23 protein-coding genes are annotated in these 24,276 nt (G+C 36.2%); 20 read left to right on the top strand and 3 right to left on the bottom strand.

Translation table 11 applies throughout. The features are described 5' to 3' along the window. Window positions 1-49: 49 nt before the first annotated feature. From Q0K76_RS06230 to Q0K76_RS06165, 14 genes are all read left to right on the top strand, one after another. The gene (locus Q0K76_RS06230; RefSeq protein ID WP_294613034.1) at window positions 50-769 is read left to right on the top strand and encodes a beta-ketoacyl synthase chain length factor; all 720 of its coding nucleotides are present in this window, start codon (window positions 50-52) and stop codon (window positions 767-769) included. After that, entirely contained in the window at window positions 751-1,539 is a 789-nt protein-coding gene (locus Q0K76_RS06225; RefSeq protein WP_294613054.1) for a lysophospholipid acyltransferase family protein, read from the top strand. The genes Q0K76_RS06230 and Q0K76_RS06225 overlap by 19 nt, the downstream gene beginning before the upstream one ends. Before the next feature lie 23 nt (window positions 1,540-1,562). Further along, on the top strand, window positions 1,563-1,817 hold the full coding sequence (locus Q0K76_RS06220; protein WP_294613031.1) for a phosphopantetheine-binding protein: 255 nt from the start codon (window positions 1,563-1,565) through the stop codon (window positions 1,815-1,817). Window positions 1,818-1,830: 13 nt separating this feature from the next. After that, entirely contained in the window at window positions 1,831-2,079 is a 249-nt protein-coding gene (locus tag Q0K76_RS06215; protein ID WP_294613029.1) for an acyl carrier protein, read from the top strand. A gap of 538 nt (window positions 2,080-2,617) precedes the next feature. Then, entirely contained in the window at window positions 2,618-4,351 is a 1,734-nt protein-coding gene (locus Q0K76_RS06210; RefSeq protein ID WP_294613026.1) for a hypothetical protein, read from the top strand. After that, on the top strand, window positions 4,342-6,102 hold the full coding sequence (locus tag Q0K76_RS06205) for a glycosyltransferase family 2 protein (RefSeq protein WP_294613024.1): 1,761 nt from the start codon (window positions 4,342-4,344) through the stop codon (window positions 6,100-6,102). Before Q0K76_RS06210 ends, Q0K76_RS06205 begins: the two co-directional genes overlap by 10 nt. Continuing rightward, window positions 6,092-6,514, top strand: coding sequence for a thioesterase family protein (locus Q0K76_RS06200; RefSeq protein WP_294613021.1), 423 nt, complete (start codon window positions 6,092-6,094; stop codon window positions 6,512-6,514). The genes Q0K76_RS06205 and Q0K76_RS06200 overlap by 11 nt, the downstream gene beginning before the upstream one ends. Then, complete coding sequence (locus Q0K76_RS06195) at window positions 6,511-7,116, top strand: outer membrane lipoprotein carrier protein LolA (protein ID WP_294613017.1); 606 nt, start codon at window positions 6,511-6,513, stop codon at window positions 7,114-7,116. The genes Q0K76_RS06200 and Q0K76_RS06195 overlap by 4 nt, the downstream gene beginning before the upstream one ends. After that, complete coding sequence (locus tag Q0K76_RS06190; protein WP_294613014.1) at window positions 7,094-9,427, top strand: MMPL family transporter; 2,334 nt, start codon at window positions 7,094-7,096, stop codon at window positions 9,425-9,427. The genes Q0K76_RS06195 and Q0K76_RS06190 overlap by 23 nt, the downstream gene beginning before the upstream one ends. Window positions 9,428-9,448: 21 nt before the next feature. Then, the gene (locus Q0K76_RS06185; protein WP_294613011.1) at window positions 9,449-10,021 is read left to right on the top strand and encodes a DUF3261 domain-containing protein; all 573 of its coding nucleotides are present in this window, start codon (window positions 9,449-9,451) and stop codon (window positions 10,019-10,021) included. Next, window positions 10,022-11,203 (top strand): beta-ketoacyl-[acyl-carrier-protein] synthase family protein, encoded by a 1,182-nt coding sequence (locus Q0K76_RS06180; protein ID WP_294613008.1) that lies wholly within the window; start codon window positions 10,022-10,024, stop codon window positions 11,201-11,203. Next, window positions 11,203-11,676, top strand: a complete 474-nt coding sequence (locus tag Q0K76_RS06175) for a 3-hydroxy-fatty acyl-ACP dehydratase (RefSeq protein ID WP_294613005.1) — start codon at window positions 11,203-11,205, stop codon at window positions 11,674-11,676. The genes Q0K76_RS06180 and Q0K76_RS06175 overlap by 1 nt, the downstream gene beginning before the upstream one ends. Before the next feature lie 5 nt (window positions 11,677-11,681). After that, the gene (locus Q0K76_RS06170) at window positions 11,682-12,413 is read left to right on the top strand and encodes a 3-ketoacyl-ACP reductase FabG2 (RefSeq protein ID WP_294613001.1); all 732 of its coding nucleotides are present in this window, start codon (window positions 11,682-11,684) and stop codon (window positions 12,411-12,413) included. Then, complete coding sequence (locus tag Q0K76_RS06165; protein WP_294612998.1) at window positions 12,410-13,636, top strand: beta-ketoacyl-ACP synthase; 1,227 nt, start codon at window positions 12,410-12,412, stop codon at window positions 13,634-13,636. The genes Q0K76_RS06170 and Q0K76_RS06165 overlap by 4 nt, the downstream gene beginning before the upstream one ends. A 121-nt stretch (window positions 13,637-13,757) precedes the next feature. On the opposite strand, the gene sohB is transcribed toward Q0K76_RS06165, so the two are convergent. After that, entirely contained in the window at window positions 13,758-14,867 is a 1,110-nt protein-coding gene (gene sohB / locus Q0K76_RS06160; RefSeq protein WP_294612995.1) for a protease SohB, read from the bottom strand. 151 nt (window positions 14,868-15,018) lie between these two features. Here sohB and Q0K76_RS06155 point away from each other — a divergent pair, with 151 nt between their 5' ends. Together Q0K76_RS06155 and Q0K76_RS06150 are read left to right on the top strand one after the other, a co-directional pair. Beyond that, a complete protein-coding gene (locus Q0K76_RS06155) occupies window positions 15,019-16,719 on the top strand; it encodes a formate--tetrahydrofolate ligase (protein ID WP_294612992.1) in 1,701 nt (566 codons plus the stop codon). After that, entirely contained in the window at window positions 16,719-17,249 is a 531-nt protein-coding gene (locus Q0K76_RS06150) for an RnfABCDGE type electron transport complex subunit B (protein ID WP_294612989.1), read from the top strand. The genes Q0K76_RS06155 and Q0K76_RS06150 overlap by 1 nt, the downstream gene beginning before the upstream one ends. A 49-nt stretch (window positions 17,250-17,298) precedes the next feature. Here Q0K76_RS06150 and typA read toward each other — a convergent pair whose 3' ends face one another. Continuing rightward, window positions 17,299-19,125, bottom strand: coding sequence for a translational GTPase TypA (gene typA, locus Q0K76_RS06145; protein ID WP_294612985.1), 1,827 nt, complete (start codon window positions 19,123-19,125; stop codon window positions 17,299-17,301). 124 nt (window positions 19,126-19,249) lie between these two features. Further along, window positions 19,250-19,825: a menaquinone-dependent protoporphyrinogen IX dehydrogenase gene (hemG, locus tag Q0K76_RS06140; protein WP_294612982.1), complete on the bottom strand. Its 576-nt coding sequence runs from the start codon at window positions 19,823-19,825 to the stop codon at window positions 19,250-19,252. A 140-nt stretch (window positions 19,826-19,965) separates the two neighbouring features. On the opposite strand from hemG, the gene glmU reads away from it, so the two are divergent. Genes glmU through Q0K76_RS06125 form a run of 4 tightly spaced genes read left to right on the top strand, consistent with a single transcriptional unit; the run spans window position 19,966 to window position 24,121 of the window. After that, complete coding sequence (gene glmU / locus Q0K76_RS06135; RefSeq protein WP_294612980.1) at window positions 19,966-21,342, top strand: bifunctional UDP-N-acetylglucosamine diphosphorylase/glucosamine-1-phosphate N-acetyltransferase GlmU; 1,377 nt, start codon at window positions 19,966-19,968, stop codon at window positions 21,340-21,342. Window positions 21,343-21,355: 13 nt separating this feature from the next. Next, entirely contained in the window at window positions 21,356-23,188 is a 1,833-nt protein-coding gene (gene glmS / locus Q0K76_RS06130; RefSeq protein WP_294612977.1) for a glutamine--fructose-6-phosphate transaminase (isomerizing), read from the top strand. Between the two features lie 28 nt (window positions 23,189-23,216). Next, window positions 23,217-23,522: a recombinase family protein gene (locus tag Q0K76_RS13020; protein WP_363322404.1), complete on the top strand. Its 306-nt coding sequence runs from the start codon at window positions 23,217-23,219 to the stop codon at window positions 23,520-23,522. Then, on the top strand, window positions 23,510-24,121 hold the full coding sequence (locus Q0K76_RS06125; RefSeq protein ID WP_294612974.1) for a recombinase family protein: 612 nt from the start codon (window positions 23,510-23,512) through the stop codon (window positions 24,119-24,121). Before Q0K76_RS13020 ends, Q0K76_RS06125 begins: the two co-directional genes overlap by 13 nt. Window positions 24,122-24,276 lie beyond the last annotated feature (155 nt).

The following is a 24,276-nucleotide window of genomic DNA, read 5'->3' as shown; positions in this document are numbered from 1 at the left end:
TTTATAACCTAATGTATGAATAATATAGTTAATTGAAGATATAATCAAAATGAATTTTTCTTTTTCCATTGAAAATTGGTATGCACTATCTTCTGGATTATCCAATAAAACTGATTGGCATTTGTGGTCAAAACAATCAAATCATAATTGGAACTTACCTTTACCTAAACCGATTAAAATACCCATGATGCAAGCAAGGAGAATGAGTGAACCATCTCGCTTAGCCGTTGAAGTTGGCTTAGAACTTATTGAAAATGAACATATTGATTTAGCAATTTTCACTAGCCGACATGGAGAGCTAGAAAGAACCTACCGCATTTTATCTACACTTAATCAAAATACAGAAATTTCACCTACTGATTTTGCCTTATCTGTGCATAACACTGCAGCGGGACTATTAACTATAATAGCCAAACAAACCATTCCAATAACATCACTTTCAGCTAATGTCGATGGTTTTCAGCAAGGTTTACTTGAAGCATTACCAATATTACATCAAACCAATAAAAAAGTTCTATTAATTGATTTTGATGGTAAGATTCCTGATATTTATCAAACATTAATAAAACCAACCATTCCTGCTTATGCTATTGGCTATATACTAACCAAAGGTAATCAATTTAATTGCCAAAATATCGAAAAGACATCAACTGTTTATCAAACTGATTACCCACAATCTCTTGCTTTCTTACATGCTTATTTAAATAAACAACAACAATTTACTTTACAAGGTAGTTTGCAAAATTGGCAATGGATATTAAATGCATAATTCAAAAAAATGCCAATAGATTGAATCGGTGGTGGCGATTATTAGCTACTGCATTCGGATTTATCTTGTTTGGATTTTATGGACTCGTGGTATTATCAACGCTATGGTTTAGCTTATTGAGATTATTTATTTGGAATAAAGAAAGAAGAAATATTATTGCGCAACAAAGTATTAGCTTAAGTTTCAAAATTTTTCTATGGATTATAAAATTATTAGGTATAATCGGCTACCAATTTAATGGACTTGAAAAACTTAAACAAGATAAAAGTTGTTTGATAATAGCTAATCACCCTTCTTTGTTAGACGTTGTGCTGTTAGCATCAGTAATGCCTCGTTGTGATTGTCTAGTTAAAGGCGCTTTATTAAAAAATATTTTTATCAGTCGCATAATTAAAACAGCGGGTTACATCCCAAACGCCGAAGCTAATAAAATTTTACCTCATTGCCAGAATGTACTAACTAATGGGGGACGAATTTTAATATTTCCAGAAGGCACGAGAAGTGTACCTGGTCAGCCAATAAAACTACAAAGAGGAGCAGCTAATATTGCATTACGCTGTCAAGCTGATATTCGAATTATACACATCGAATGTAGTTCTCCTTGGTTAATCAAAGGTCAAAAATGGTATGACATCCCCGTTAAAAAAGCTTTTTTTAATATTACTGTGGGAGAGAAAATTACAATTAACAATTTTTTACACGACAATACAACTGTTGCAGCAAGGAAATTAACTAGATATCTAACTGCTTTGCTTTCAAAAACAGATTAAAATAACATAGGAAAGGGAAATTTATGGAAAAATTGCATAACGAAATCAAGAACATTATTATCCAAACACTTAACTTAGACGATATTACTCCTAATGAAATTGAAACCGATGCCCCATTATTTGGTGATGGCTTAGGTTTAGATTCAATTGATGCGTTAGAACTTGGTCTTGCGATAAAAAATCAATATGGTATTGTTTTATCGGCTGAAAGTGACGAAACCAAAAAAGCATTCTACTCAGTCAAAACATTAGCTGATTTTATTGCTTCACAACAATAAGGAGTACTATAGCATGGATAAGCAACAAATTTTTGAACAAATCCAATCTGCACTTGTCCAACTTTTTGAATTATCTCCTGAAGATATCAAACTTGAATCAAATCTTTTTGAAGAACTGGATCTAGACAGCATCGATGCTGTTGATTTGGTTGTACATCTGCAAAAAAAGATAGGCAAAAAAGTTGATCCTGAAACATTTAAATCGGTAAGAACTGTACAAGATGTAGTTGAGGCTGTAAATAATTTAATGAATGATAAATAATAAACATGAATAAATTTAGAGTGATAATAAAATGCATAACTAATATTTTATTAGTATGTTATCCATTTATTATCTATTTATCTCTACATTATCAATGTATTAATCTAGCAATTTTATGTTTATTAATGTTTTTTATATTACGCCTCTTTACCTTGCCCAATATATTCTCTTATATCCGATGGCTAGCAAAGATTACTGCGTGTGTAGGTTTATTCTTAGCAATTCTTAGCTGGGTATTTACTAAGTATCAGCTACTACTTTATTATCCGGTCGCTGTTAATGTGCTATTTTTTGCAGTTTTTTGCTACTCTTTAACACAACCACAAACAATAATAGTAAAATTCGCAAAAATACGTCATTCTGAGTTATCACCAAAAGCGATACAATATACTCGTAAAGTAACATTATGTTGGTGTGTGTTTTTTGTATTAAATGGCAGCATAGCACTTTTCACCTGCCTATTGGATAATATCTCTTACTGGACAATTTATAATGGCCTGATTAGCTATATTCTCATTGCAATATTAATGGGGGGAGAATGGCTTATTCGTCAAAAACACCAAAATTAGCCTATTTATCTGAACAGTTGTTACGACCTGAACATGAAATAATTGCTTTTAGACATCACCAACCATTATTAGTTGGAGATCTCAAACAGCAAGTGTTATTAATCTGTCATTCACTGGTTCATTGCCCGCAAAAATATTGGGCATTATCCATGCAAGATAGCTTTAATTTTGTGGCAGGATTATTAGCATTACTTTATTTGGGTAAACATCCCCGCTTGCTCGATCCATGCCATCAAGAAATGCAACATTTTTACGAAGCGATATTGACCGATGATAAAACAATTTATCAAAATCAATGTGATAACCAACAAATTATCGATATTAATTCACTAAATTCCAACAATCTAATCTATGATTATAATCTTTTGGATAATGGCTTTATCCAAAAAACCTTCACGTTGTTTACCTCCGGCTCTACGGGATTACCCAAACCAATTGAAAAATCAGTTTCTCAGTTGGAACAAGAAAGTTTAGTTCTTCTATCTTACTGGGGAGAATTGTCTAGCGACCTATTTGTGGCGGCTGTTTCGCATGAACACATGTATGGTTTAACCTTTAAAATTATGTTAGCACTAAGTTGTAAAATACCATTTGTTTGTGAAAAAATTATTTATCAAGAACAATTTACAGCCTATAAACATAAAAAACTAATCTACATTACCACCCCTTCAATTATTAAAAATTTAGATGATAAATTGCCTGCAATAAAATGTGATAAAGTGATTTCGTCGGGCGGAAAATTAACTTATGCCGAAGCACAACTTTGTCAACTTAACTTCACAGTATTACCAAATGAGATATATGGTTCAAGTGAAACTGGTATTATTGCTATTCGCCAACAAAAACAGCCTGATATGCCTTGGCAGTTATTTGCGCCAATGCATATTAAAATGGAAGAAAGCCAACCTGCACTACTTTTTTCACCATTACTTGATAAACCTCAACCATTGGATGACAAAATAAGATTAGTCAATAACAGATCTTTTTATTTAGATGGTCGCCTCGACAAAATCATCAAAATATCGGAAAAACGAGTTTCATTGACTTATATAGAAAATAAATTCAATCAACTTAATCAAGTCGAACAAGCCTATGTTATCCCATTAGAACATAACAATCGAACTATTCTTGGTATAATAATTAAACTCACTCATTCTGGGCAACAACAATTACAACATAAAGGAACGTTCAAATTATCACAATATTTTCGACAATCCTTAAAAGATACATTATCATTAAGCGAAATGCCTAAAAAATGGCGATTTATTAATGATTTTCCTAAAAATACTCAAGGCAAATGTACTTATATTGAATTAAAAAAATTATTTGATGTTACCAAAATGAGTAAAATACTTCCTGAAGAAATAACCTTAAATATCAATCAACATCAAGCTGATATTGAGCTGAATATACCAACTGATCTATTTTGGTTTAAAGGCCATTTTGTTTCACAACCACTATTACCAGGAGTGGCTCAACTTAATTGGGTAATTTATTATGCCCAAAAATTTTTTAATGCGAATTTAGCCTTATCATCGGTGGAAGTAATCAAATTTCAATGCCCTATACTGCCTGAAGATCACTTATTGTTACACATAGAATGGAACACTCAGACACAAAAATTGTTATTTTCTTATACTTTTATTACCTCGGAAAATAGCAATAAAGTGGCCAGCTCAGGAAAACTTACCTTATGTCAGTAACAACCTCTGTTATGAAATCAGCATTTGCTAATTACTGCTTTGTTATTCCTTGTTATAACCATAGTGAAGCATTACCTAGCGTTCTTAAAGATATTGAAGTTTACCAATTACACTGTTTTTTAATTGATGACGGCAGTACTACTGATTCGGCACAACAACTACAACAAATTTCACAACAATTTCCATGGGTGACTTTGATTCGTTTACCAACCAATCAAGGTAAAGGCGGTGCCGTGATGACTGGAATTAAATATGCCTATCAACAAGGGTATTCGCACACAATTCAACTTGATGCTGATGGTCAACATAATTGCCAAGATATTACGCAATTAATGACACAATCTACCTTATTCCCTGACGCATTGATATCAGGTTGCCCCATTTATGATGATTCGGTACCTAAACATCGATTAATAGCTAGATATATAACTCATTTTTGGGTTTGGATCGAAACCCTATCTTTTGCAATTAAAGATAGTATGTGTGGATTGCGTATTTATCCTTTGCATGCAACTTATAAACTAATTAGCCAATACCAAATAGGCAAACGGATGGATTTTGATATTGATATAATGGTTCGGTTATATTGGCAAGGTTCTCCGGTTATTTTTGTACCAACCAAGGTAATTTACCCAGAAGGTGGCGTATCGCATTTTAAGGCGTTCAAAGATAATTTACTTATTTCATGGATGCATACCAGACTATTTTTTGGTATGTTGCCGCGATCAATTTCCTTAATAAAACGAAACTTTAATAAACAAAACCAGCAAAGCCATTGGTCTCAAACTCAAGAAAGGAAAGGATTGTTAGGCATTAAATTTATCCTCATGCTTTACCGTTTATTAGGTCGAAAAGTGGCACAACTGATCATGTTTCCAGTTATAAGCTATTTTTGGTTAACCGGTAAAAAGCAACGGCAAGCATCAAAAGATTACTTGAAAAGAATCAAACAATATTACCACCACATTCCATTAGTTGATAAAAAACAACTTACTACATTTCATCATTTTCAACGCTTTGGCGAATCATTACTCGATAAACTTGCCAGTTGGCAAGGGGACATTAAAATAGATGATTTGTATTATCCTAATAAACAAGAATGTTTAAACATTATCGCTCAAAAGCAAGGTATTATTTTACTCTGTTCACACCTTGGTGACATAGAAATGTGCCGTGCAATTGCAAAATTATCCCATCAAGTAACAATTAACGCCCTAGTATTTACTCATCATGCCGCCCGTTTTAATCAAGTCTTAAAAGAAGTTAATCCAGATTCTGCCATTAATTTAATTCAGGTCGCCACCTTAGGGGCTGATACAGCAATTTTATTAAAACAAAAACTCGACGCTGGTGAATGGATAGCGATTGTTGGCGATAGAACATCAAGTAATGCTCATCAAAGAATGCAAGAAAACTCCGTTGTTTGGACTGATTTTTTAGGTAAACAAGCTCCGTTCCCTAAAGGGCCATTTATCTTATCTGCTACATTAAAATGTCCTGTTTATTTAGTTTGGGGATTAAAACCTAATGGACGTTTTCAATTCTATTTTGAACATTTTTCCGATAGACTAAATTTAACCAGAGCCAATCGCCAACGTGAACTGGAATTAATAATACAAAGTTATGCTAAGCGTTTAGAACACTATTGTTTAATATCGCCTCTTGATTGGTTTAATTTCTATGATTTTTGGCAATTTAGTCAACCTAAATCCAATAACCTAACGCTAAATAAAAATGAACATGAATTGTAATACTAAATGCTGTGCGACAATCGAATATACCACCTCATTTCATGATACTGATGCAATGGGGGTTGTGTGGCATGGTAACTATTTAAAATTTTTTGAAAAAGCGCGAGAAGCTTTATTTCAAAAATACCACTATGGTTACCGCGACATGATGGAGTCTGGTTATCTTTGGCCTGTGGTTGATGCACGAATAAAATACTCAGCCTCAACCATTGCTGAACAAACATTACAAATAACTGCAGAATTAGCAGAATATGAACACCGTATAAAAATTAATTATAAAATAGTAGATGTAAAAACTGGGAAAAAAACGACTTCTGGTTATACCATTCAAGTGGCTGTATCAGCCATTAATCAGGAAATGAGTTTTGTTACTCCGCAAATATTATTAAAAAAGTTTGGATTAGTAGAATGAAACAATATTTAGCCACGTTTATTAGCATTTTAGGGTTGTTTTTAACAACTTGCTGTCAAGCAATTACGCTAACAGATTTACAACAACAATTTAGTAACAATGAAATTGTACGGGCAGATTTTAGTCAAGATCATTACATTAATGGTTTGCCCAATTCTTTGCATTCAACCGGTAAGATGATCCTATCGCAAAAATTAGGATTATGGTGGCAACAATTAACCCCTTTTGTAATGACATTAAAAATGAATCAACAACGAATGGAACAGCACATTGCTGGTCAAAAGCCACAGGTCATTACGGCTGAAACACAACCGCAATTATTTCAGTTTAATCATTTATTAACGGCAATATTTACCGCAGATAGAAAATTGTTAGAAGATAATTTTGAGGTCACACTAAGTGAACAAAACCGACAATGGACTTTACTGCTAAAACCTAAATTAGCGCCATTAAATAAAATCTTTCAACAGATAACATTAAGTGGTGAAGTCTATCTACAAAAAATTATCATTGATGATAAGCAAAATGATAAAACAGTTATTTCATTTTCTAATCATCGCACAACACCATTAAATAAAAATGAACAACTATTATTTAAATAAGTTTGTAACACTAAAAACTGCCGCCATTTTATGGCTGATGATGGTTATTACCCTGCTATTGGCAACAGGTTATCTGATTTCTAATAGCAAACTAAATAGCAGTGTATTATCTTTATTACCTAAAGAGCAAACCAACAAGGTACCATCTGAACTTATTAATGGTTTTCAAGATAGACTCGATAAACAATTAGTTTGGTTAATTAAACCAGCCGATCCTAATAATACCGAACCGGTAATGTGGTGGTACCAAAATTTACAACAACAAACATTTATTCATCAAGCAAATGGCTTATTTGACGAAAATTTCCAAAAAAGTTGGGGGCAATTTGCTTATCAACATCGTTATCAATTAATAGATGACCAAACGATCGCACAGCTTAAATCAAATCAACATTTTTCTTGGATCCTAAGTCAACTATACTCGCCTTTTAGTGGGGTTAGTGCTAGTGAACTAACCAATGACCCTTTACTACTAACACGTTCATCACAATTAAACCAGTTAGCCAATACCGGCAATTTAATGGTTAAAAATAACTGGCTTACTAGCAAAGATGAACAAGGCGAAGTCTGGTACATGATTTATGCTGAACTGAATGGTTCTTCATTTAATATGAACCAATCACACCAAATCGTGATACAGCTAAATCAACTCACCGATCAATTAACAACAAAATGGCCAGCAACAAAAATATTAAAGCGTGGGGTTTTATTTTATAGCGATTATGCTAGTCAACAGGCTCAAAATGATATTTCAACCATTGGCAGTGTATCAATTATCGGTATCGTCATTTTAATTATTACTATTTTTCGTTCAGTTAGACCGATCTTACTTTCCTTATTATCAATTTTCATTGGTATTGTTTGTGGATTAGTTGCTGTATTAACTATATTTGGTGAAATTCATGTAATTACTTTAGTAATGAGTACCAGTATCATTGGTATCGCTATTGATTATTCACTTCACTATCTAACTGAACGATTATTGCACGGCAATCAAGAATCACCTTATCTAAGTTTAAAAAAATTAATAGCAACATTAGCCATTGCCTTAACTACCAGTTTTATTGCTTATTTAATTTTGTTAATTGCCCCTTTCCCTGGGTTAAAACAACTGTCAATATTTGCTATGTTTGGCTTAATTGGTGCATTTATGACTGTGATTTGTTGGTATCCATTTTTAGTCAAAAAGTTGCCTGTACGGGAAAATATAGGTCAACACTTATTAACTTTTTGGCTTAATCTCTGGCAAAAAAGAGTAATGCAACTCTTTATGATAATATTGGCTTTAATTTTTATTGGTTATGGTTTAAATCAACTTAACGTAGATGATGATATTGGTAAGTTACAAGCTTTACCTGCTGAACTACAACATCAAGAACAGCAAATAATTAATATCACTCACCAATCTTCAGACCAAAAATGGTTTATAGTATTTGGCGATACCCCTGAACAAACATTGCAAAGATTGGAACAATTTTTACCTAAATTAGAACAAGCAAAACAAAATGGAGCCTTTGAGCAATATCAAGCAATTAACTTGCCATCGCTTGCTAAGCAGCAACAAAATATGGTTATATTAGAACAATACGCGCCTGAGATCATATCCTCGCTCAAGCAAATCAACTTACAGGTCGAATTACCTCATTTCAACCAAGTTAATACCACTTTTATTACGCCAGCGTTATGGCAACAAAGCGCAATCAGCCATGGTCGAAATTTACTGTGGTTGTCATTAAAAGATGGTAAAAGTGCTACCTTGATACCAGTAAGTGGTATTCATCAATTAAATCAAGTTAGGCTATTATCTCAAATAGATAACGGTGTTTATTGGTTAGATCGTCGTTCTGAGTTCAATACTATGTTCACCAACTACCGCATTCATATAGCACAATTAATTACCGTTGCCGTAGCAATTATCTGTTTGAGTTTTATCATCTACAATCGTAAGCATGGTTTAATCGCGGCGTTAAAAAGTACCTTACCAACACTTTTATCAATTGGTATGGCATTATCGATACACGGTATTACTAATCAATCACTCAACTTATTTTCAATGTTGGCACTCATTCTTGTCATTGGTATTGGTATCGATTATAGTCTGTTCTTAAGTAATTATAAAAGCCAAACCCAAAGTGCATTATTAGCTGTTTCCATGGCGGCATTAACTACATTATTATCTTTCGGACTATTGATAATTAGCCATACTAGTGCTATTAGCGGATTTGGTTTAGTGCTATCTAGTGGAATTTTTGCTGCATTCTTATTTGCGCCATTAGCTGTGCCCAAAAATCAATACTTAAAAAATAAATAACCCCACATTAGGTGATTCAGGATGAAAAAATATGTAACTTTAACCATACTCGTGCTAGCTATGTTAGTTTCTGCTTGCACAACCAAACCCAAAGCTGAAGCATGGTTAACTAAGGGAACAAAAGTCAATCTACCAACACCCAATTTGCAACAAAATTATCACGACCAACAACTACTAAAGTTCAAATATAAAAACCAAGAAAATTCACTTATTACTTTAGTCGATGTCAACCAAAATCAACTCAAAGTTATTGGATTGACAGCGTTAGGAATTCGATTATTCGCAATTGAATATGACGGTCAACATATTAAAACGAAACAAAATATATTTGTTAAAGAGTTGCCAGCGCCTCAGCAAGTTTTATCTGATATTATGTTAAGCATTTTACCTACTCAACAATGGCAAGTCGTCTTACCGGAAGGCTGGCAACTTATAGATAACCAACTACATAGAAAATTGCTTAATGAGAAACAAGAAACTATTATTGATATAACCTATAAAGAAAACCCATCACCGCAAATAAGGAAACCTATTTACATTGTACATAATATATTTGGCTATCAAATTGACATTCAAAGTATGGAAGCGCAATAAATGATCTATATAGCTGCACTAGGTGCAATTAATGCCTTAGGTAATAACTTGAGTGAAATTAAGCAAAATCTAGCTAACAATTATCGAGCTAGCCATTGCTTAGTTCAACAACAAGGATGGTTATTAAATGATCAGCCCGCATGGTTAGGGCAAGTCGCAGGTAATTTACCAAATATTCCCAAACATTTATCAAAATACTCAACACGCAACAACCAACTTTTGTATGCAGCGTATCTGCAAATTCAACATGAAATAGAACAAATTATTAGTCAATATGGGCGTGAAAGAGTAGCAATTATTATGGGGACCAGTACTTCCGGTATTCATGAAGGTGATCTCGCCGTTAAGCATTACTTACAAACTCAAAACCTTCCTTCAAGCTATAGTTATAATCAACAAGAATTGGGTGATCCATCTTGCTTTTTGACCGCATTACTTGGTTTAAAAGGTCCTGGTTATACTATTTCGACAGCTTGCACCTCAAGCGCCAAAGCCATTATTAGTGGTAAAAGGCTAATCGAATCAGGTCTGGTCGATGCAGCAATTGTTGGTGGTTCTGACAGTTTAAGTAGAATGCCAATTAATGGTTTTAATGCCCTTGAATCTCTGTCTGTAAACCCATGTATGCCATTTGCAGAAAAACGTAATGGCATAAATATTGGTGAAGCAAGTGCTTTATTTTTACTAACCAAACATGAAACCAGTGACATAGCAATTTTAGGAATCGGCGAATCATCTGATGCCTATCATATCTCATCGCCGCATCCGGACGGTTTAGGTGCGCAACAGGCTATGCAAATGGCACTTGATGAAGCTAAATTAAATTCCAATCAGATTGGCTATATCAACTTACATGGCACCGCAACTATATTAAATGATTTGGCTGAAAGTAAAGCGGTATATCGCTTATTTAACCAATCATTACCGCCATGTAGTTCAACCAAACACCTTACTGGACACACATTAGGGAGTGCCGCCGCTACCGAATTAGCAATTAGTTATTTATTACTCACTAACAAAATATACTTACCACAACAAGATTTTTCAATATCAGCATTTGATCCAAATCTTGATAAAATCAATATGGTTACGCGAGATATGATCTTGGAATATCCAGTTATAATGTCAAACTCTTTTGCATTTGGTGGTAACAATGCATCGCTTATTATTGGGAGAGTATAATGCAATATTACCCAGCAACTGATTATTTACCGCATGAAGCGCCAATGGTAATGATTGACAAAGTTCATTTAGTTGATGAAGAACATTGCATTTGTAGTGTGCAAGTCAACCAAGATGGAATCTTAGCACCTTTTTTAAATAACGATAAAGCATTACCTAATTTTTATACCATTGAATTAATGGCGCAAACTATTGGTATTTGGAATGGTTACCATGGCATGAGCAAGGATAAAAAACCACAACTAGGGATGTTATTAGGAGGAAGAGCAATAAAAACTACTTTAACCGCCTTCCCTCACCTAAGCCAGTTAATAATACAGGCTAATTTAGTTCTTTCTGATGCCAAACTAGCTAATTTTGATTGCCAAATAAATATCGACCAACAATGTGTAGCATCAGGTAAACTTAATGTTTATGAACCGGATCATATGGAATTACAATATCTTGTTGGTGAAAAGCGATTAGGAGTATAAGATTAATGAAACGAACGGTTCTTGTGACAGGTGCTAGTAAAGGAATTGGCAAGGCGATAGCCAAAAAATTATCTCAAGATGGTTTTAATATTGTTATACATTACCATAACGATAAACAAGGCGCGGTTGATACCCAACAAAGTATTGAACAATTTGGTTGCGAAGCTCGGTTACTACAGTTTGATGTAAGTGATCGCTTACAATGCCAACAAGTGATTGAAGCGGACATTGAGCAGCATGGTGCGTATTATGGCATCGTTAATAACGCGGGTATAATTCGCGATGGCGCCTTTCCAGCCTTAACCGAAAATGATTGGGATGCTGTTATTCATACTGATCTTGATAGTTTCTATAATGTATTACATCCTTGTATTATGCCAATGATAGGATTACGTTCTGGTGGAAGAATTATTGTTATTTCTTCTGTCTCAGGGATAGTCGGTAATCGTGGGCAGGTTAATTATAGCGCAGCTAAAGCCGGTTTAATTGGAGCAAGTAAAGCCTTAGCGCTTGAACTTGCTAAACGCAAAATTACAGTTAACTGTATTGCACCAGGTTTAATTGATACCGGTATTTTAGCTATGGAACCTATTGCACTACAAGAAGCTATGAAAATGATCCCTTTAAAACGAATGGGACAAGTTGAAGAAGTAGCAGAACTTGCTAGTTACCTTATGTCAGACCTTGCTGGATATGTAACCCGGCAAGTAGTATCAATCAACGGAGGGATGGTATGACAAAACGAGTAGTTATCACCGGCATGGGAGGCGTCACTGCATTTGGTAATGATTGGTTTACTATTCAAGCTAGATTAAAAAAATTAGAAAATGCGGTTAGATATATGCCCGAATGGGAAATCTATGATGGTTTACATACTAAATTAGGTGCACCTATTGATCAATTTGAATTACCTGAACATTACACCAGGAAAAAAATTCGCTCAATGGGGCGAGTATCCTTGTTATCAACCAAAGCAACCGAAATAGCGTTAGAGAAAGCGGGATTACTCAATGATCCAATTATTACTAATGGTGAAACCGGCATAGCATTTGGTTCATCAACCGGTAGCACACAACCGGTCGCTTCATTTGCCACCATGTTAAATGAAAAACACACTAACAATATTACCGCAACCACTTATATCCAAATGATGCCACATACTACAGCGGTTAATACTGGACTCTTTTTTGGCTTAAAAGGGCGTTTAATTACCACGTCTAGTGCTTGTACCTCAGGCAGTCAGGCGATTGGCTATGCATATGAAGCAATAAAATTTGGGATGCAAACGGTTATGGTGGCTGGCGGTGCTGAAGAGTTGTGTCCATCTGAAGCCGCGGTATTTGATACCTTATTTGCCACAAGTCAAAAAAATGATACGCCAAAATTATCGCCAAAACCTTATGATCGCGACAGGGACGGACTGGTAATAGGTGAAGGGGCTGGTGCATTAATATTAGAAGAATACGAACATGCTAAAGCGCGAGGCGCTAAAATCTATGGTGAGATTATCGGCTTTGTCACCAATTGTGATGCAAGTCATATTACCCAACCTCGGCAAGAAACAATACAATACTGCATGCAACAATCATTAAAACAAGCGGGTCTAGATCCGAGTGCAATTGGTTATATTAGTGCTCACGGCACTGCCACAACACGAGGGGATATTGCTGAAAGTAATGCTGTTGCTAATATATATGGCAATAAAACGCCTATATCATCATTAAAAAGTTATTTTGGTCATACACTTGGTGCCTGTGGTGCACTCGAGGCTTGGTTATCGATTGAAATGATGCATACAGGATGGTTCCATCCAACCATCAATCTTAATAATGTTGATCCTCAATGTGGTGATCTCGATTATATTGTTGGTTCTGGTCGTGATTTAGACATTGAATACCTACAAACCAATAACTTCGCTTTTGGTGGTATTAATACCTCAATTATCATCAAACGTATTTAAGTAATAGAATTATCAATGATGCAATAGGTCGCGTTCGCAATGCGCGACCTATAATAGATAAAGAATAAGAGCAATAAATAACGTGATTTAATATTATTTATCTTTCATTTTATAGATGCTCTTACAGCCCTTTTTCATGTCTTAGAAAGAGCCGTTCCAATCCTTTAACTACATTTTTAGACAGCTTTTCTGATAGTTTTTGTTTACGTTGGTATTTTACTGATATGATTTTATGCGATTCTAAATGAGATAAAATAAAATCATCACTGGTGCTAATTTCGTCAACTAAGCCTTTATCTTTAGCTTGGCTGGCAAACCAATGTTCACCAGTTGCCACTTGTTCTATATCCACATTTGGTCGATATTCTTTAACAAAGTCTTTAAATAATAAATGGGTTTCTTCAAGTTCTTGTTTGAATTTCTGCCGACCTTCGTCGGTGTTTTCACCAAACATCGTAAGGGTACGTTTGTATTCACCTGCTGTTTGTAACTCAATATCCACATCATGTTTTTTAAGTAACCGATTAAAGTTAGGAATTTGCGCCACCACACCAATGGAACCGACAATAGCAAAGGGTGCTGCCACAATTTTGTTCGCAGTACAAGCCATCATATAGCCACCACTGGCCGCCACTTTATCCACCAGTGCGGTAAAGGGAATGTTGCGAGTTCGGAAGCGTAATAATTGTGAAGCCGCCAGACCGTAGCCATGAACCACACCGCCTGGGCTTTCTAGTTTAACCACCACTTCATCTTCGGGTTTGATAATCGCCAGCACCGCGGTAATTTCTTGACGTAATTCTTCAACTTCATGCGCATCCATACTGCCATTGAAAGACAAAACAAATAGTTTAGCTTTTGCTTTATCAGGTGTTTCCTCTGTTGCTGGGATTGCAGGATCTGCTACAGTTGATTGGTTAGCAGATTGCTCATTATTTTTCGCGGCTTTCTTTTTCTGCTTTGCCGCAACTTTTGCTTGTTTCTTTTCCAGTTTTTTTTGTTTTTTAAGATCTTTAGTAAACAACTTTGCTTCAAGTTCATCCATACTAGACATCAGCATATCATCTTTGATTTGCTCATATTCTTGACTCATATCTTTGACAGACAACCGTCCTGCAACTGTCGCTGATTTTCGCTTTTGACTTAAAATAAAAATAAGTACTGCCAAAATAGCAATCACTACGGTGGCGGTTTCTGCCAAAAACAGCGAATATTGTGAAAACCAATACATTTAATTATTATCCTTTTGATTGAATGATTGCTCTATTATAGCAATATAATCACTGATTGTGCCGAAAATTAATAAACCCGTAATTGGTGCTTTATTCGGCTATTTAAATTATTTATACTGACTGTCTGATTATCATAAGACGAGAACTAAAATGCCTTTACGCCCAATTACCGAAATTGCTGCCCAATGTAATATTCCTGAAGCCTATGTTTTACCTTATGGCAAACATGTTGCCAAAATCGATTTAGCCATTATCCAAGCAAATAAAAACCAACCTCAAGGGAAGCTAGTATTAGTTACCGCAATCACCCCAACACCATTAGGTGAAGGTAAAACAGTTAATACTATTGGGCTTAGTGAAGGATTAAATTACCTTGGTAAAAAAGCAATTGCCTGTATTCGGCAACCAAGTTTAGGACCTGTTTTTGGAGTGAAAGGCGGAGCTGCCGGCGGTGGTCAAGCTGAAGTAATACCAATGGAAACCTTAAATTTACATTTAACTGGCGATATTCATGCCATTACCGCTGCCCATGATTTAGCTTCAGCAGCATTAGATGCCAGGCTTTATCATGAAGATCGCCTTGGTGATGAATTTACTGCGCAAACCGGTCTACCTCGTTTAAATATCGACCAAAATCGCATTGTTTGGAAGCGGGTTATCGATCATAACGATCGGGCGTTACGCCATATTACTGTTGGAGTGGGTGGTGGTGTTAATGGTATTGAGCGCCGTGATGGCTTTGAAATTACTGCGGCCTCTGAATTAATGGCGATTTTAGCTTTAGCTTCCGATCTACACGATATGCGGGCACGTATTGGCCGCATTATTTTAGCTTACAATACCCAAGGTGAAGCCATTACAGCTGAACAACTTGAAGTTGCTGGCGCTATGACGGTACTATTGAAAAATGCCATTAATCCCAACTTGATGCAAACCGTTGAACATACCCCAGTATTAATTCATGCTGGTCCCTTTGCTAATATTGCCCATGGTAACTCGTCAGTAATTGCCGATCGCATTGCTATGCAGGTTGCCGATTATGTGATTACTGAAGCCGGTTTTGGTTCAGACATGGGCATGGAAAAATTCTTTAATATCAAATATCGTCAAGCTGGTATTAAAGCGTCGTGTATAGTATTAGTTGCCACTGTACGTAGTTTAAAATCCAATAGTGGTAAATATAATGTCAAACCCGGACAAGCCATACCTAAAGAAGTTACCGAATCAAATGTTGAACTACTTGAACTCGGTGCCGCTAATTTAGCTTGGCATATTAACAATGCTAAAAGTTATGGGTTACAAGTGATTGTTGCCATTAATCGCTTTCCACATGATAGTGAAGAAGAACTCGCCTTTTTACAACAATATGCCATTAAGCATGGAGCCTTCGCTTGTGAAGTGAGTGAAGCCTTTACTCAAGGCGGTAAAGGTACGGAGAAACTAGCACAACATGTTATCAAAGCTTGTGAGATGCCAAGTGAGATTAAATTACCTTATCCGGACAATATGCCTTTAATCGATAAAATCCAAACTATGGTAAAAAAATATGGTGCTAATAAAGCCAATTTATCCGATCAAGCTTTAAAAAATATTCAGGAGATTGAAGCATTAAAGCTTGATCACTTACCGCTGTGTATTGCCAAAACGCCAATGTCAATCAGCGCTGATGCTAATTTAAAAAATGTACCAACTGATTTTGATGTTGATATTAGTCACCTTGCAATTTCGGCTGGTGCCGGCTTTATTCGGGTTTATGCCGGCAATGTTATGACTATGCCGGGGCTGGGCACTAATCCGGCTTATCGCCACATCGATATTGACAAAGATGGTAATATTGTAGGTTTAAGTTAATGCAAGAAGTTATCATGCAAAAGCAACAAGCTTATAAAGCGTTTATCGACGAACAAAATTGTATTGGTTGTGGCAAATGCATCCGTGTTTGCCCAACTGATGCGATCGTCGGGAGCAAACAAGTATTACATACTATTTTACCCCAGTATTGTACCTCATGTAGTAACTGCGTTAATACCTGCCCAACCGATTGTATTACTTTAAGTACTTTAGGCACCGCATTAACGCAACAAGAAGAGTTACAACTAACTGAGAAAAAACAGCAACGCTTAACTCAAAATCAACTGGTGCCACCCACTATCTTATTCCCACGGACAATGTCAGTTAACATCAATACAAGCACGCCAAAAGATCGCAAACAATCTGTTGCCGATGCCATTGCCAGAGTAAGAGCCAAGAAAAACCTCACTGCTACGTCATTAGCACCCAATGATATGACAAATAGTAATACTAACACCCTAAAAGATCGCAAACAATTTGTTGCCGATGCCATTGCCAGAGTTAAAGCTAAAAAAAACCTCGCTAATTAGCGAGGCTTTCTATTTTAGTATTAGTTTATTGTCAATAAAGCAGCAGCAATTAGTCTTTATTATTGCTTCTAAAGGCACGTTTACGATCATTCTCAGTTAAATGACGTTTACGTAAACGTATAGACAATGGTGTGACTTCCACTAATTCATCATCATCAATAAACTCTAATGCTTGTTCTAATGACATTTTAACAGGTGGTGATAGCGTGGTTGCTTCATCAGTACCCGATGCTCGCATGTTAGTTAATTTTTTACCGGTTAAACAGTTGACAGTTAAATCATTGGAACGAGTATGAATACCAATAATTTGACCTTCATAAACCTCAGCACCGTGACCAATAAATAACTTACCACGATCTTGCAAACTATATAAAGCATACGCCAGTGCTTTACCGGTACCGTTTGAAATCAATACCCCATTATTACGTTGGCCAATTTCACCCGGACGCACATCATCATAATGACTAAAAGTTGAATAAAGTAAACCAGTACCCGAAGTCATGGTCATAAACTCAGTTCTAAAACCAATCAGCCCACGGCTTGGAATAACATAGTCTAAACGCACTCGGCCTTTACCATCCGGTAGCATATTGGTTAAATCACCTTTACGTAAACCTAGCGCTTCCATCACTGAACCTTGATGTTGTTCTTCAATATCGAGAGTGACTTGTTCAAATGGTTCTTGTTTTTTACCATCAATTTCGCGATAAATAACTTTAGGACGGGAAACACCTAACTCATAGCCTTCACGGCGCATATTTTCGATTAACACTGATAAATGCAGCTCACCACGACCAGACACTTTAAAAGCATCGGGATCAGGGGTTTCTTCAACTCGCAGCGCCACGTTATGCACTAACTCTTTATTTAAACGTTCCAAAATTTGGCGCGAAGTCACAAACTTCCCTTCTTTGCCGGCAAAAGGCGAGTTGTTAACATTAAAGAACATAGTCACTGTTGGTTCATCCACACTTAATGCCGGTAAGGCTTCAACGGCACTATTATCACAAATCGTGTCCGAAATACCAAGTTCACCAAGACCGGTTAAGGCAATAATGTCACCCGCTTCAGCAACCTCTGCCTCATAGCGTTGTAAACCTAAATGACCTAACACTTGCCCTACTTTACCGGTACGTTTATTACCTTCACTATCGACAATCGTGACTTGTTGATTTGGTTTCACACGACCACGTTTAATGCGACCAATACCAATTACGCCAACGTAATTATTATAATCAAGTTGCGAAATTTGCATTTGGAATGGACCATCTAAATCCACTTTTGGTGGCTCAACGTATTTCACAATCGCTTCAAATAATGGGGTCATGTCTGGTGCCATCACTTCATGATCCAGCCCCGCTATACCCATTAGCGCAGAAGCATAAACAATAGGGAAGTCTAATTGTTCATCAGTCGCGCCTAAATTAACAAATAGATCGAATACCTGATCAACTACCCAATCTGGGCGTGCACCTGGACGGTCAACTTTATTAATAACCACAATTGGTTTTAAGCCATAAGCAAAGGCTTTTTGAGTCACAAAACGCGTTTGTGGCATCGGCCCATCCATAGCATCTACCAGCAATAACACTGAATCAACCATTGACATTACACGTTCTACTTCACCACCAAAGTCAGCATGCCCCGGTGTATCAACAATATTAATTCGATAACCATTCCAGTTAATTGCGGTATTTTTAGCTAAAATAGTAATACCGCGTTCTTTTTCAAGCGCGTTGGAGTCCATGATTCTTTCATTATCATCACCACGCAAATTATCTAGCGTGCCTGATTGTTTCAATAATTTATCAACCAAAGTTGTTTTACCATGGTCAACGTGCGCAATAATGGCTATATTTCTTAAATTTTCAATCACAATTAAAATCCCAATTAGGAGACAGATTCTTTAGGCGCGATATTGTACACCTTTTTAGTTGAAATGTTGATCTATATCACAAAGTTTCTTTAAAATAGCTTTAGTGTGTTGCAAAAGACAATAATTAGAGATTTTTTTGTAAAGATGTTTCAGGAGTGCCATACGTTTCAGTATAAAGTTTAGTGGCAAATTCATCCACTTTAGACCAATTCGTATATTCAATGACTGGTTTGGTCACATCAGTATCACCTTTACCTAACCACATAATAAAGCGGATCATATTGCGATCGAACCAATTATATTGTGGATAATAAAGCGCACCAGCAAAAACCGCTGTTAATTCTGGGTGCCAAGCTATTTTTGCTAGGAATTTTTTAGTATATAAATTGGTTTCAGGGGTATTTTTATTCGGTTTCCTTGCCACCACATTTACGCCAAAAAAGGCCGATGGCATACTATTTAATTTTTGATAATTATCATCAATAAATTTTTTCATCACCTTACTATAAAATCCATAACGAATAGAACAACCAAGCAAAGCCGCTTGATATTTTGCCAGATCAATGGATGAATTTGGCAGTAATTCAAGCAAATCACAATCAAGTTTATCATCCAAATGTTGTTTTATACGTTGCATAATTTTAAGCGTCTGCTTTTCATGTGTGGTATACAATAATAAAACTTTCATATCAGTGCTCATAATATTGATTCCTTATTAGTAATAATACTCAGTCTTGACCAAGATTACTTTTTTTAAGAGAAAAATTAATAAATTCGGGGTGATTTAACCAACAACTTTTATTATAGTAGTAAACTTACTAAACTAGCATGGAACTAATTATGGCAATTTCACCTCCAAAACTCAGTGCAATTATTTTGGCGGCCGGAAAAGGCACACGGATGTATTCCAATCTTCCTAAAGTTTTACACAAAATCGGTGCTAAACCGATGTTACAACATGTTATTGATACAGTTCAACAACTTAATACCCATCATATCAATATAGTTTACGGACATGGTAAAGAACAACTGGAACATGCTTTAAAAGATCAACCGGTGCAACTGGTTTATCAGGCTGAGCAACTTGGTACCGGGCATGCCGTGCAGCAAGCTATACCCTATATTGACGATGATGAAGACATATTAATATTATATGCTGACACACCACTTATTTCGGCGCAAACTTTACAAAATTTGATTGCCAATAAACCTAAACAAGGTATTGCCTTATTAACAGTATTACTTAACGATCCGACTGGATATGGTCGCATTGAACGTAAAAATGATAAGGTTGTGGCCATTGTTGAACAAAGAGATGCCTCACCAGAGCAACAAAAAATTAATGAAATTAATACTGGCATTATGCTCGTTACTGGTAAATTACTTAAAAATTGGTTGTCCCGCCTAACCAACAACAATGCTCAACAAGAATACTATTTAACCGATATTATCGCCTTTGCCCATCAAGATGGTTATGAAATTTTAACCTCGCATCCGCAACAACCATTTGAAGTGGAAGGCGTAAATAATCGGTTGCAATTGGCAGCCTTAGAACGTCAATATCAACAACAGCAAGCACATAAACTACTATTAGCTGGCGTTACCTTACTAGATCCGAATCGCTTTGATTTACGCGGTACCCTCACTCATGGTAAAGATGTGACTATTGATTGTAATGTGATCATTGAAGGAGATGTCAAACTCGGGAATAACGTGTTTATTGGCGCTGGCTGCATCCTTAAAAATTGCAGCATCGATGATAATTCAGCAATTAGCCCTTATAGCATTATTGAAGATTCTCTATTAGCCAGCAATTGTACTGTAGGGCCTTTTGCAAGATTAAGGCCAGGTAACCAACTTGATGAACAAGCCCATGTGGGTAACTTTGTTGAACTCAAAAAAACGCATTTAGGCAAAGGCAGCAAAGCGGGGCATTTAACTTATCTTGGTGATAGTGACATTGGTAGTAATGTCAACATTGGGGCGGGTACTATTACCTGTAATTATGATGGTGCCAATAAATTTAAAACCATTATTGAAGACGACGTATTTGTCGGTTCTGATACGCAGCTAATCGCACCTGTAACCATTGGTAAAGGTGCTACTATTGCTGCCGGCACCACTGTAACTAGTAATGTTAATGACAATGAATTAGTCTTAAGTCGAGTTAGGCAACAACAGCTACCCGGTTGGAAACGCCCAACAAAAACTAAATAACGAGGAATAAACTATGTGTGGAATTGTTGGCGCTATCGCCAAACGTGACGTCGCAGAAATTTTATTAGAAGGGTTAAAACGCTTAGAATACCGCGGATATGATTCCGCCGGATTAGCGATTATTTCACCACAAGGCGAATTACAACGCATTCGCCGAGTAGGTAAAGTGCAAGCACTCAAAGATGCCGTAGAACAACACCCACTTAAAGGTTCAACTGGGATTGCCCATACTCGCTGGGCAACGCATGGCGAACCGGTTGAACATAATGCTCACCCACATATTTCCGATTTTATTGCAGTTGTGCATAATGGCATTATTGAAAACTATGAACCATTACGCGAAAGTCTGATTGCCAAAGGTTACCAATTCCGTTCAGAAACCGATACCGAAGTTATTGCTCATTTAGTGCATGACATCATTGCTACTGACGACTGTAACTTATTTGAGGCAGTGCAAAAAGCGATTCCACAATTACGTGGTGCCTATGGCACAGTGATTATGGACACCCGAAATCCAGACATACTCGTCGCTGCCCGCTCAGGTAGTCCGTTAGTGATTGGTTTAGGCGTAGGGGAGAATTTTATTGCCTCCGATCAGCTTGCCTTATTACCCGTCACTCGTCAGTTTATCTTTTTAGAAGAAGGTGATATTGCATTAATTAGTCACCGCACCGTTTCTATTATAGACAAAAACTTTAAACAAGTAACTCGCCCACCAATGGAGTCTGACGCCAAATATGATGCAGGTAGTAAAGCGGGTTATAATCATTACATGCAAAAAGAAATTTATGAACAACCCAATGCGATAAAAAATACCCTTGAAGGCCGAATGGCACATGGTAAAGTTGATTTATCGGAACTTGGCGATCAAGCGCAAGCCATTCTTAAACAAGTTGAGCATGTCCAAATTGTCGCTTGTGGCACCGCTTATAATGCTGGGATGGTAGCACGTTATTGGTTTGAAGCATTAGCCGGCATTCCTTGTGATGTTGAAATTGCTTCTGAATTCCGTTACCGTAAACCGGCTCGCCGTAAAAATAGCTTATTTATTACCTTGTCCCAGTCGGGAGAAACTGCTGATACCCTTGCAGCTTTACGTTTAGCTAAAGAAAATAATTATTTAAGCACGTTGGCAGTGTGTAATGTGGCGGCATCAACCTTGGTACGTGAAGCTGATTTGGTGTTATTAACCAAAGCTGGTGTTGAAATTGGTGTAGCTTCGACCAAAGCTTTTACCACCCAATTAACGGTATTATTATTGTTAGTCGCCAAATTGGGGCGACTCAATGATATGGCAGAAAGTACCGAACAAGCTATCGTCCATGCCTTACAAACTCTGCCTAATCGTATTGAACAAGTATTAATGGCGGAACTCAAAATTAAACAATTGGCTGGGCAATTTGTTGACAAACACCATGCTTTATTCTTAGGTCGTGGCGATGAATACCCGATCGCAATGGAAGCCTCGTTAAAACTCAAAGAAATATCCTATATTCACGCTGAAGCTTATGCGGCAGGGGAATTAAAACACGGGCCATTAGCATTAATTGATGCCGATATGCCAGTAATTATCATGGCACCAACTAACGAATTGTTAGAAAAATTAAAATCTAATATCGAAGAAGTGCGTGCGCGTGGTGGTCAACTTTATGTATTTGCCCAGCAGGATGCTGGTTTTGTTAGTGATGACACCATGCAGGTAATTAACTTGCCACATATCGAAGAACTGACTGCACCAATCTATTACACTGTTCCAACTCAGTTATTAGCTTATCATGTTGCGTTAATTAAAGGTACCGACGTAGATCAGCCACGCAACTTGGCAAAATCTGTTACAGTGGAGTAAATTTCGCTGTATTAAATGTGAGGACTTAGTGTATGGTTTTGATATCATAATCAAAACCAACGTTCTCACATTAAATCAATTAGATAAAGATCAAAATGACCGTCTCGAGTTGATAAAAGATCTATATGAAAAAGGTCTAACTTCCAAACAAATTGCTCACTATCTTAATCAAGAAAATCTATACACTCCTACGGGTAAATTGTATACCACTCAACTCGTTTTCATGACTCATTCTAAGTATCTAAAAAGACTACAACGAATGAATAATATTCAAGTATCAGTTAAGCAAGATTATTTTTATGTAAAATCAGGAGTCAAATTATGTCAAAAGTAGTTATTTATGGACGAGTATCCACAACAGAACAAACAATTGATAACCAAATTGTCTTTCTAAAAAGGATAGTTGAGCAAAATAAATGGGATCTAATTGATATATACATCGATGATGGAATTTCGGGTTCCAAAGGTCGAGATAAAAGACCAGAATTTGATAGACTTTGCAAAGATATGGTTAGGCGTAAATTTAATAAAATACTGGTTTGGGATGTATCTAGATTAGGAAGATCATTACAGCATTTAGTTGAATTTTTGAATGATGTACAATCGGTAAATTGTCATTTATACATACATCAATCTGGATTAGATACATCTACTCCCTCAGGTAGGATGATGTTTCAAATGGTGGGTGTTTTCTCCGAATTTGAAAGATCCATGATTTCTGAACGCGTAAAACTAGGTCTACAACGTGTAAAATTAGATGGTAAAAGTTTAGGTCGCCCAAAGAAAATAAATGATTTAGTGAAAAAAGAGATTATAAATCTAGTTAATAATGGATGGTCACTAAGTAAGGTAGCAAATCATCTAAATTTATCTAGAATGTCAATACACCGAATATTGTCTCAACATAAGTTCGAATCTATTTTATCGGTGTAACAAAAACCCCCTATATTTCAATAAAAAATATATTTGATTTTATTGAGATTTATTTTGCGCATTTGTATGTAACAAAAATAGTTGTTTTTGTTACTTATAAACAAACTCTGCATAAAACATTTAATAAAATAATAAATACAAAAATACCAATGATG

Origin of the sequence: uncultured Gilliamella sp., assembly GCA_945271295.1 — a bacterium.
Classification (GTDB): domain Bacteria; phylum Pseudomonadota; class Gammaproteobacteria; order Enterobacterales; family Orbaceae; genus Gilliamella.
Note: the sequence above shows the minus strand (reverse complement) of the source record. Positions and strands in the feature narration are given on the sequence as shown.